This is a genomic window from Pseudoclavibacter sp. RFBJ3, from assembly GCF_002931375.1.
Taxonomy (GTDB): domain Bacteria; phylum Actinomycetota; class Actinomycetes; order Actinomycetales; family Microbacteriaceae; genus Pseudoclavibacter.
On record NZ_PSXZ01000032.1, the window covers coordinates 1 to 8,757 of the forward strand.

Annotated in this window: 8 protein-coding genes; 4 read left to right on the forward strand and 4 right to left on the reverse strand. The window is 66.4% G+C overall.

Going from position 1 to position 8,757, the window contains the following annotated elements; genetic code table 11:
• Positions 1-168: 168 nt before the first annotated feature.
• The 4 genes from C5E07_RS18735 to C5E07_RS18750 all read right to left on the reverse strand — a co-directional run bounded on the left by C5E07_RS18735 (position 169) and on the right by C5E07_RS18750 (position 2,926).
• Positions 169-942, reverse strand: a complete 774-nt coding sequence (locus C5E07_RS18735) for a potassium channel family protein (RefSeq protein WP_104301570.1) — start codon at positions 940-942, stop codon at positions 169-171.
• Positions 943-1,018: 76 nt separating this feature from the next.
• Positions 1,019-1,525, reverse strand: a complete 507-nt coding sequence (locus C5E07_RS18740) for a hypothetical protein (protein ID WP_181058189.1) — start codon at positions 1,523-1,525, stop codon at positions 1,019-1,021.
• A gap of 159 nt (positions 1,526-1,684) precedes the next feature.
• Entirely contained in the window at positions 1,685-1,957 is a 273-nt protein-coding gene (locus tag C5E07_RS18745; RefSeq protein WP_104244975.1) for a GlsB/YeaQ/YmgE family stress response membrane protein, read from the reverse strand.
• 285 nt (positions 1,958-2,242) lie between these two features.
• Positions 2,243-2,926, reverse strand: coding sequence for a fasciclin domain-containing protein (locus tag C5E07_RS18750; RefSeq protein WP_104244973.1), 684 nt, complete (start codon positions 2,924-2,926; stop codon positions 2,243-2,245).
• Positions 2,927-3,404: 478 nt separating this feature from the next.
• On the opposite strand from C5E07_RS18750, the gene C5E07_RS18755 reads away from it, so the two are divergent.
• The 4 genes from C5E07_RS18755 to C5E07_RS18770 all read left to right on the forward strand — a co-directional run bounded on the left by C5E07_RS18755 (position 3,405) and on the right by C5E07_RS18770 (position 8,688).
• Entirely contained in the window at positions 3,405-5,201 is a 1,797-nt protein-coding gene (locus tag C5E07_RS18755) for a cytochrome c biogenesis protein DipZ (RefSeq protein ID WP_104301574.1), read from the forward strand.
• Positions 5,202-5,295: 94 nt separating this feature from the next.
• Positions 5,296-5,853: an ECF RNA polymerase sigma factor SigK gene (sigK, locus tag C5E07_RS18760; RefSeq protein WP_236558643.1), complete on the forward strand. Its 558-nt coding sequence runs from the start codon at positions 5,296-5,298 to the stop codon at positions 5,851-5,853.
• Entirely contained in the window at positions 5,850-6,842 is a 993-nt protein-coding gene (locus tag C5E07_RS18765; RefSeq protein ID WP_104301578.1) for an anti-sigma factor, read from the forward strand. Before sigK ends, C5E07_RS18765 begins: the two co-directional genes overlap by 4 nt.
• Before the next feature lie 130 nt (positions 6,843-6,972).
• The gene (locus C5E07_RS18770; RefSeq protein WP_104301580.1) at positions 6,973-8,688 is read left to right on the forward strand and encodes an SDR family oxidoreductase; all 1,716 of its coding nucleotides are present in this window, start codon (positions 6,973-6,975) and stop codon (positions 8,686-8,688) included.
• Positions 8,689-8,757 lie beyond the last annotated feature (69 nt).

The window sequence follows — 8,757 nt, forward strand, 5'->3', positions numbered from 1 at the left end:
ACCCTGTGGGAGAGTAGGTCACCGCCGGACTTCTTCATAAGCCGGGGTTGGTTGTTGAGTGAGCAGAGATGCTCCTCGATGACCAACCCCGGCTTTTTTGTTGCGCAAAATCGTCCAGGCGCCTGGACGGGCGGGGCGCGCGCAGTGGTCGGTCAGCGCGCAGGCTGCTCAGGGCGGGAGCCGCCGGCCTCGACGCCGGGCGCCTTCGTCGTGAGCCTTCGCCGCGATGGTCTGCGCGTCTTCGTGGATCGCCGACATGATGGTCGCGCTCACGAACCCGACGATGAGCACGCCGGACACCATGAGCGAGACGGCCAGGGCGCGGCCGGCGAGCGTCACGGGCGTGAAGTCGCCGTAGCCGACCGTCGTGATCGTCGTGAACCCCCACCACAGCGCATCTCCCATGCTCACGATCGACGCGCCGGGCGTCTTGTGCTCGACGAGGTACACGCCGAGCGACGTCGTGTACACGTACAGGAGCGACGCGATCGATACCGCGAGGACATTGCGGGTTCGCTTCGCGCGAGGGCCACCGAGGCGGAAGAACGGCAGGCGCCAGAGGTACGTGACGATGAGGAACGGCCGCAACACGACGACGAACAGCGACAGCAGTCCGAACCAGCGCGAACGCACGAAGGTGAGCTTCACCGGGCTGATCACGAGGCGGATCAGGAACTCGACGATGAAGAGGGCCCAGCTGACCGAGACGACGCTCGTGAGCTGGCTCTGCGCGTCCGCGCTCAGCTGCACGTCGATGAGCAGGAGCGATGACGCCGCGAAGAACACGACCGCGACCACGAACATCGGCAGCGACGTGGAGTGCTCCCAACGTGCCAGCGCCCGCCAGCGGGCCTCGGCACGTGCCGAGGCCCGCCGCTCAGCAGCCGCTTGGTCGTCGTGACTCGGCCGCTGGTCGTTGCTGCTGCCCGTGCTGGAGGTCATACCTCGAGCGACCCACAGGAGGGTCCACGCCGCGAGCAGGAAGCTCGAGCGCGGGAAGCGGAAGCCCGGTCCCTGCTTAGTGGTGCGGGTCCCGTTCCCGGTCGTCGTCTCCGAGGATCAGCACTGCTGCGAGGCGCACGAGCGTCGCCTCGTCCTGCGGGTGGGCGTCTGAGCCGGCGAGCAACGAATCGCAATACGCGGTGAGGAATGCGGCCGCCGAGTGCTGCAGTGGTGTCCTGCTGCCAGCTCGGGACGTCGACAGTGTGCCTGCGTCCGTGCCCGCGGGCATGAGCTGCTCACGGGGAATCGTGAAGCAGTGCAGGATCGAGTCGGCCTGCAGTCGGTGGGTGTGCGGTGCTGAGTTCAACACGAAGGTCGCATCGAGCGGGTCGAGGGTCGTCGAGCGCGTCCCCTGGCTGCTCGCGACGGAGCCCGTGCGTGAGATGAGCAGGACGACCTCATCCGTGAGCTCGCCCGCTGGGCCCTCGAGGCGCACCGCATGAGCGCCGGGGTGGATCACGCGGACGCGGACACGTCCGGCTTGATGCGATCGTTGCGAACGATCGCCAGCGGGGTAGTTCACGGGCACCTCCTGGGCTCCCAGATGGTCACGGGCTCTTTGTCCGGATCCCCCCTCTGGCGCGGGGACGGGAGGGGTGTTGGCTCCTCGTACCGTCTCGGAGACGACAGCGGACCCCGGCAAAGATGCCGGGGTCCGAAGCCTTGGTCGTGCGAGCGCGTATTACGCCTTGTTCCTGCTGCTGCGGCTCGTGATGAATCCCCAGATGAGGAGAACGATGAGCGAGCCACCGATGGCCAGGAGCCAGCTGCTGAGCGAGAAGAACGCGTCAACGCCCTCACCGAAGAGCATGCCGCCGATCCAGCCGCCGAGCAGTGCGCCGACGACGCCGAGGATGAGGGTAGCGATCCAGCCGCCAGCCTGCTTGCCGGGCAGGATGAGCTTCGCGATGGCCCCGGCGATGAGTCCGAGAAGAAGGAATGCGAGGAATCCCATGAGAGCTCCAGAGTTCGATGTTGACTGTAGTCGCCGGTGTCGGACGATGGCTTCCCCTGTGGCGCTTGTGGCACTCAGTTGGCACTGCCGCGTCTTTAACCGGACAACCCATTGTGGCCCCCGGATATCCATATAACGAAATCCTGTGCGGGAATCCACGGAAATCCGTGCCCTCGCTGTGATATTCGCGCAACACTGAAAGTGCTGGGCCGAAAAGCAATCAGATAAAGGCCCCGGATGCAAGATCCGGGGCCATATCTGTTTGTCGTGCTAGATGCGTTTGTCTTACATCATCGACGGCGGCATGAGCACCGAGTCGATCAGGTAGACGGTTGCGTTGGCGGTCTGGACTCCACCGCAGATGACCTTGGCGTCGCCGACCATGAGGTTGTCGCCTTCACCGGTGACGGTGACGTTCTCGCCCTGGACGGTCTTGTGGTCGCCAGCGATCTCGTCAGGCAGGATCTGTCCCTCAACCACGTGGTAGGTGAGGATCCCCGAGAGGAGGTCAGCGTCGGTCTTGAGCGTGTCGATCGTTCCTGCATCGATCTTGCCGAAGGCCTCATCGACCGGTGCGAAGACCGTGAACTCTCCGCCGTTCAGCGTCGAGACGAGGTCAACGTCGGGGTTGAGCTGGCCGGAGACAGCCGCCGTGAGCTGCGTGAGCAGCGGGTTGTTGGAAGCCGCAACTGCGACCGGGTCCTGGGACATGCCCTGGACAGAGCCTGCTCCGTCCGGAACCTGAGCTGCGTAGTCGGCGCAGCCGGATCCGACGAGGTTGGCTGCTGGGTCCATCGTCTCCATGGTGGTTTCCATAGGCGTCTCCATTGCAGTCTCCATGGGGGAGGCTTCCGTGGAGGCGTCGGTCTCAGCCATGGGGGCCGAGTTCGAGCAGGCTGCCAGGCCGAAGGTCGAGATGGCCGCCAGCGAGAGGAGGGCGAGTGAGCCCTTCCTGGTGATAGTGCGCATAACTTCACTCCTCATTTCTCGGCCGGGGGGCCGGAGCCGCATCCGTTGCGGTTCACAAAGGCATTCGGAGGCCCTCCTGAAGCGGATTGGAAAAGTTCGGAATAAAACTTCGGTGGCCCCCACATGCCCGTCATTCCGGGGATCTCGCGCCCTCAACACCGTGCGTGTCGTCAGTCCGCGACGCTCAGTGCGGCTGTTCGGACGTGCTGCTGCACGGATGCGGGGCCGGCGCTGAGCGCGGCTGGGCCGTCTATAAGAACGTCTATAGCGAGGTGTCCCCGCCTGCTGGCCGAACACGTGACCAGAACGGGGCAGCTTCCGGTGCCTTTCTCAGGAGTGCGCCTGGGCCGTCGTCCGGTGGCCAGCGCGGATCGAGCGCATCGAATACGCGGAAACGACAAACCGATAGGCACACGGCTCCGAATGCAGTGCACAGGCATGAACGTCCGCCTGACAACCATGCTTCAGGGAGCGCAACATGATCTCGCTAGGACTCATAGGCTTCCTCGGAGGCCTCATCACGGGAATCTCCCCGTGCATCCTTCCCGTGTTACCCGTCATCTTCTTCTCGGGCGGCGTGCAGGGTGCACGCAGCGACGAGGAGATGCAGGCCGAGGCCCAGGATCCCGGGGCCGAAGGGCCTGACGAGGGCGCGCTCAAGACGAGAGTCAAGAGCGAGCGCACGACGAAGCGGCGCGCATCCGCCCGGCCGTACCTCGTCATCCTGGGCCTCGTTACGAGCTTCAGCGTCTTCACGCTGCTCGGCTCGCTGCTCCTCAGCCTCCTCGGGCTCCCCCAGGATGTGCTGCGCTGGGCAGGCATCATCGTGCTTGTCCTCATCGGCGTCGGCCTCATCGTGCCGAAGTTCGAGCACCTCCTCGAGAAGCCGTTCTCCTGGATCCCGCAGAAGCAGGTCAACACCGACCGCGGCGGCTTCCTCCTCGGCATCGCGCTCGGCGCCGTCTACGTGCCGTGCGCCGGCCCCGTGCTCGCAGCCATCACGGTTGCCGGCTCGACCGGTCAGATCGGAATCGAGACCGTCATCCTCACGGTGACGTTCGGCATCGGCGCCGCGATCCCGCTCCTCATCTTCGCCCTCGCTGGACGTCGCGTCGGCGAGCGAGTCAAGTCGTTCCGCAAGCACCAGCGCGGCATCCGCATCACTGCAGGTGTCGTCATGATCGCCCTCGCGATCGGACTCGTCTTCAACCTCCCGCAGCTCCTCCAGCGTCTTGTGCCGGACTACACCGCCGGCCTCCAGGAGCAGTTCAACTCCAACGAGCAGGTCGAGGAGGCGCTCGCCTTCGGTGGCCTGGTCAACGACCAGAACGAGCAGCTCACCAACTGCACGCCCGGCGACCCGGAGCTCGGCGACTGCGGTCCTGCCCCAGAGATCCTCGACATCCAGGAGTGGATGAACACCCCTGACGGCGAAGCGGTGCAGCTCGCTGCGGAGGCCTCTGAGGGCAAGGTCGTCCTCATCGACTTCTGGGCCTACTCCTGCATCAACTGCATCCGCTCCATCCCGCACGTCACCGCATGGGACCAGGCGTACAAGGACGCCGGCCTCCAGGTGATCGGCATCCACTCTCCTGAGTACGCCTTCGAGAAGGAAGCCTCGAACGTCGCCAACGCGATCGACGAGTTCGGCATCGAATACCCCGTCGCCCTCGACAACAACCTGGGCACCTGGACCAACTACCGCAACAGGTACTGGCCAGCCCACTACCTGATCGACGCAACGGGAACCGTCCGTGCCATCCACTTCGGTGAAGGCGGATACGCCGAGACCGAGGCCCAGATCCGCGACCTCCTCAAGGAAGCGAACCCGGACGTGCAGCTCCCCGGCGAGACCGACACCTCGGACACCACGCCGGAACTCGGAAGCACGACACCCGAGACCTACCTGATGCCGACGAAGGTCGTCAACTACGCAGGTGAAGGCGAGTATGGCCAGGGCGACCGCAGCTTCACGTTCCCCGCGCAACAGCAGCAGGACACCTTCTCGCTCGACGGTGACTTCAACCTCGACTCGCAGGGCATCCGAAGCGACGACGGAGGAAAGATCAAGCTCTCCTACACCGCCTCGACCATCCGCATGGTGCTCGGCGGCTCCGGAACAGTGACCGTCGACGATGGCACCGGCCCTCGAGAGATCCAAGTCGAGGGCAACCCAGGCTCATACCTCCTCTTCGAAGGGGACCAGAGCAAGCAGGGAGAACTGACCGTGACGCTGGGGGGTGGCGTGGATGCTTACTCATTCACCTTCGGTTGAGATCAGGCCGAACGTCCCAGCAACGCACTTCCCAGGAACCCAACACGAAGTCAACGAACTTCGCGAAACGTTCGCGAGATGGCAAGCTGAACTTGTGAGCGAAGCCATCGGAGAGATAGAGGACCTTCTCGTGCGCACCGCTACAGGAAGCAAGGAAGCCTTCTCGACCCTCTACGACCTCATGGCACCACGTGTCCTCGGACTCATCAGGCGAGTGCTTGTCGACCAGGCGCAGTCCGAAGAGGTCGCCCAAGAGGTGCTGCTCGAGATCTGGCAGACCGCCGCATCGTATTCGCCGAGCAAGGGCAAGGCGACCACATGGATGCTGACTGTCGCGCACCGCAGAGCCATCGACCGGGTGCGTGCATCCCAGGCATCGAAGGACCGTGACCTGAAGATCGGGGCACGCGACTTCGAAGGGGAACGCGACGACGTCGCCGAGTCCGCTGAGATCAGCATCGAGCACAAGAGGGCCCAGAAGGCACTCAGCGCGCTCAGCGATCAGCAGCGGGAGGCGGTCACCCTGGCCTACTACGGGGGTCTCACCCAGAGTGAGATCGCGGAACGGCTCGAGGTGCCTCTCGGCACGGTGAAGACAAGGATCAGAGACGGAATGAATCGGTTGCGTCGCGAGTTGGGGGTGGTGTCATGAGTTACGAACAGGAACGTGAGGAGCTCGAGCAGCTGCTTGCTGCAGAGGCGCTCTCCGCCAACGACTTCGACGATGCCGCAGACCGCGCACTGTTGAACAAGCTGTTGGAAGACGGCGAGCTCTCGGAGGAGTTCGAGAGCTACCAGGAGGCCGCGGCGCAGCTCGCGCTCGCAGTCTCCCCGGTGCCCCCGCCCGCATCCATGAAGGGGTCGCTGTTCGCGAAGCTCGACAGCTTCCCGCAGCAGAACCCGGTCGGCGGAGAGAAGGAGACCGCGGCCCCCGCGGGAGCCTCCGACGCCGGCACACCGTCGGCACCTGCCGACGCTGCTCCGCGGGACGCCGAGGGGGAGGGGCGGCCCAGGCTGTCTCTCGCACCGGAGCTCGAGACCGACGCCGACGAGCGTGACGCTGACGACGAACGACGCTCTGTCGCCGTCGGCGGTGGAGCCTCGAGCACCTCGACCGGAGACGACGACTTCGGGCCCGTGGAGACACGAGCCCGCGGCCGCTGGTTCCGCAGCAGCGCCCAAGCCATGTTCGCCGCGACTGCCGCGGTTGTCCTCGCCGTCGGCCTGTTCCTCGGCGGAGGCCTCGCCTTCGGCGGGTTCGGGCAGGACTCGCAGGAGCCGTCCGTTGCCGACGGCGACGTGGCGCTCATCCTCGCCGCCCCCGACGTCGACAGTGCTCGCACCGAGGCGGCCGGCGGCGGAACCGTCACGGTCTACTGGTCGCAGGAGCTCGGCAAGTCCGCGGTCGTCGCGGACGGCATGGCCCAGTTGCCCGAAGAGAACGACTACGAGCTCTGGTACATCGACGGGGAAGGTCCCGCACCCGCCGGGGTCCTGACCATGGCCGACGGCGCACCCGCAGTGAAGGTGCTCGACGGAACATTCGCGCCAGGCATGGCCGTGGGCCTCACAGTCGAGTCGAAGGGCGGATCCGCGACGGGCCTGCCGACGACCGACCCGGTCGCGGTCGTGCAGAGCTAGAGCGCACCGCCGAGAAGAACGATGAAGATCGACCTCAGAGCCCCCGAGCGGCATGTCCCTCGGGGGCTCTGTCGTGCCGCTTTGTCAACCCATCATCTTGCGATCAGACAGGGGCAATAGCCTCGCGAGCATGGCATCACCAGGCACGCCCCCAAACGCCCAAGCCAGCGAGTCCGCGAAGCACAGCACGGCGTCTTCGTCCGGCAGCGACTTCACGACCGGACACGCTCCGGCCAACAGCAGCACGCCCGCGACGCCAGCCCCGACGGGCAACGAGCCGGCGCTCAAGGCCGTTCCTCGAGCGGACGGCTCAGCGCCGAGAGTGCTCGTCTTCGGATCGACCGGCTACTTGGGAGGCCGCCTCGTGCCGAGGCTCCTCACCGCCGGCTACCGGGTGCGGGTGCTGGCCCGCAACGCCGGCCGCGTCGCCGCGTACGACTGGGGAGACCACGTCGACGTGGTCGTGGGCGACGCGGACGACCCGAAGGCCGTCGGCGAGGCCATGCAGGACATCGACGTCGTCTACTACCTCGTCCACGCCATGGGGTCCGGGTCCGACTTCGAACGCACCGACCTGCAGCTCGCCGAGAACGTGGCGGAGCAAGCCGCGAAGGCCGGCGTCTCCCGCATCGTCTATCTGGGAGGCCTGCACCCTGACGACGCGAAGCTCTCGAAGCACCTCCGCTCCCGCAAGGAGGTCGGCGAGGTCTTCCTGAAGTCGCCCGTCCCGACCATCGTCCTGCAGGCCGGCATCGTCATCGGCTCCGGCTCCGCGTCCTTCGAGATGGTTCGGCACCTCACCGAGGTGCTGCCCTACATGCCTGCCCCGCAGTGGGTGCGCAACCACATCCAGCCCATCGCCGTCCGCGATGTCCTCCACTACCTGCTTGGTGCCGCCCGCATCGAAGGAGACGAGAACCGGCCGCTCGACATCGGCGGCCCCGACGTGCTGAGGTACGGGCAGATGATGAACGGGTACGCCGTGAAGGCCGGCCTGCGTCAGCGGGCCATCGCTTCGCTGCCCGTCTTCACGCCAGGCCTCGCGTCTCGCTGGGTGAACCTCGTGACCCCGATTCCGAAGTCCATCGCCCGGCCCCTCGTCGAGTCGCTGCAGAACGAGTGCGTCGTCAAGAACCGCGACGTGGATGCGCTCATCCCGCCGCCCGAGGGCGGCCTCACGACCTACCTGCGGGCCGTCGAGCTGGCCCTCGGCCGGGAGAAGCAGCGAGCCACGGAAACGAGCTGGCGGGACGCGAACGTCCACAGCGCGCCAAGCGACCCGCTGCCCGCCGACCCGGACTGGGCGGGGCAGACGGTCTTCACCGATGAGCAGTCGAAGGAGAGCACGGTCTCACCCGAGGAGCTGTTCCGCGTCATCGAGGGCATCGGCGGTGACAACGGCTGGTACTCGTCGAAGCTGCTCTGGGGGGCTCGCGGCGTCATGGACAAGCTCGTCGGCGGGGTCGGGCTGCGTCGTGGTCGCACCAACCCGGACCGTCTCGCAGTCGGTGACGCACTCGACTTCTGGCGCGTCGAGACCATCGAACGAGGCGGCGAGCACGGCTCGCTCCTGAGGCTGCGGGCCGAGATGCGCGTCCCCGGGCTCGCGTGGCTCGAGATGCGGGCCATGCCGGTCGGCGACGGAGACAGCGAGTCGGATGCGCGCGGCGACGAGCTGAAGGACGGGGAGCGCATCCGCTCCCGCTACGAGCAGCGCGCCGTCTACTTCCCGCAGGGTCTCCTCGGCCGCCTGTACTGGGCAGCCGTGTTCCCCTTCCACGGGTTCATCTTCGCGACCATGGCGTCCCGCATCGTGGCGACGGCAAGCGCGAACGCGAAAGACTAAGCGCCGCCCGCCCGCTCCGCCCGCCCCGTCCCCCCCCGCCCGCCCCCCCCGCTCCGCCCCCGCCTCCCC

What these genes read in the sequence shown, in the direction of transcription:
- C5E07_RS18755 (WP_104301574.1), top strand. Translation starts at nt 3,405, where the DNA reads ATGATCTCGCTAGGACTCATAGGCTTCCTCGGAGGCCTCATCACGGGA.
- C5E07_RS18765 (WP_104301578.1), top strand. Translation starts at nt 5,850, where the DNA reads ATGAGTTACGAACAGGAACGTGAGGAGCTCGAGCAGCTGCTTGCTGCA.
- C5E07_RS18750 (WP_104244973.1), bottom strand. Translation starts at nt 2,926, where the DNA reads ATGCGCACTATCACCAGGAAGGGCTCACTCGCCCTCCTCTCGCTGGCG.
- C5E07_RS18735 (WP_104301570.1), bottom strand. Translation starts at nt 942, where the DNA reads ATGACCTCCAGCACGGGCAGCAGCAACGACCAGCGGCCGAGTCACGAC.
- C5E07_RS18745 (WP_104244975.1), bottom strand. Translation starts at nt 1,957, where the DNA reads ATGGGATTCCTCGCATTCCTTCTTCTCGGACTCATCGCCGGGGCCATC.
- C5E07_RS18770 (WP_104301580.1), top strand. Translation starts at nt 6,973, where the DNA reads ATGGCATCACCAGGCACGCCCCCAAACGCCCAAGCCAGCGAGTCCGCG.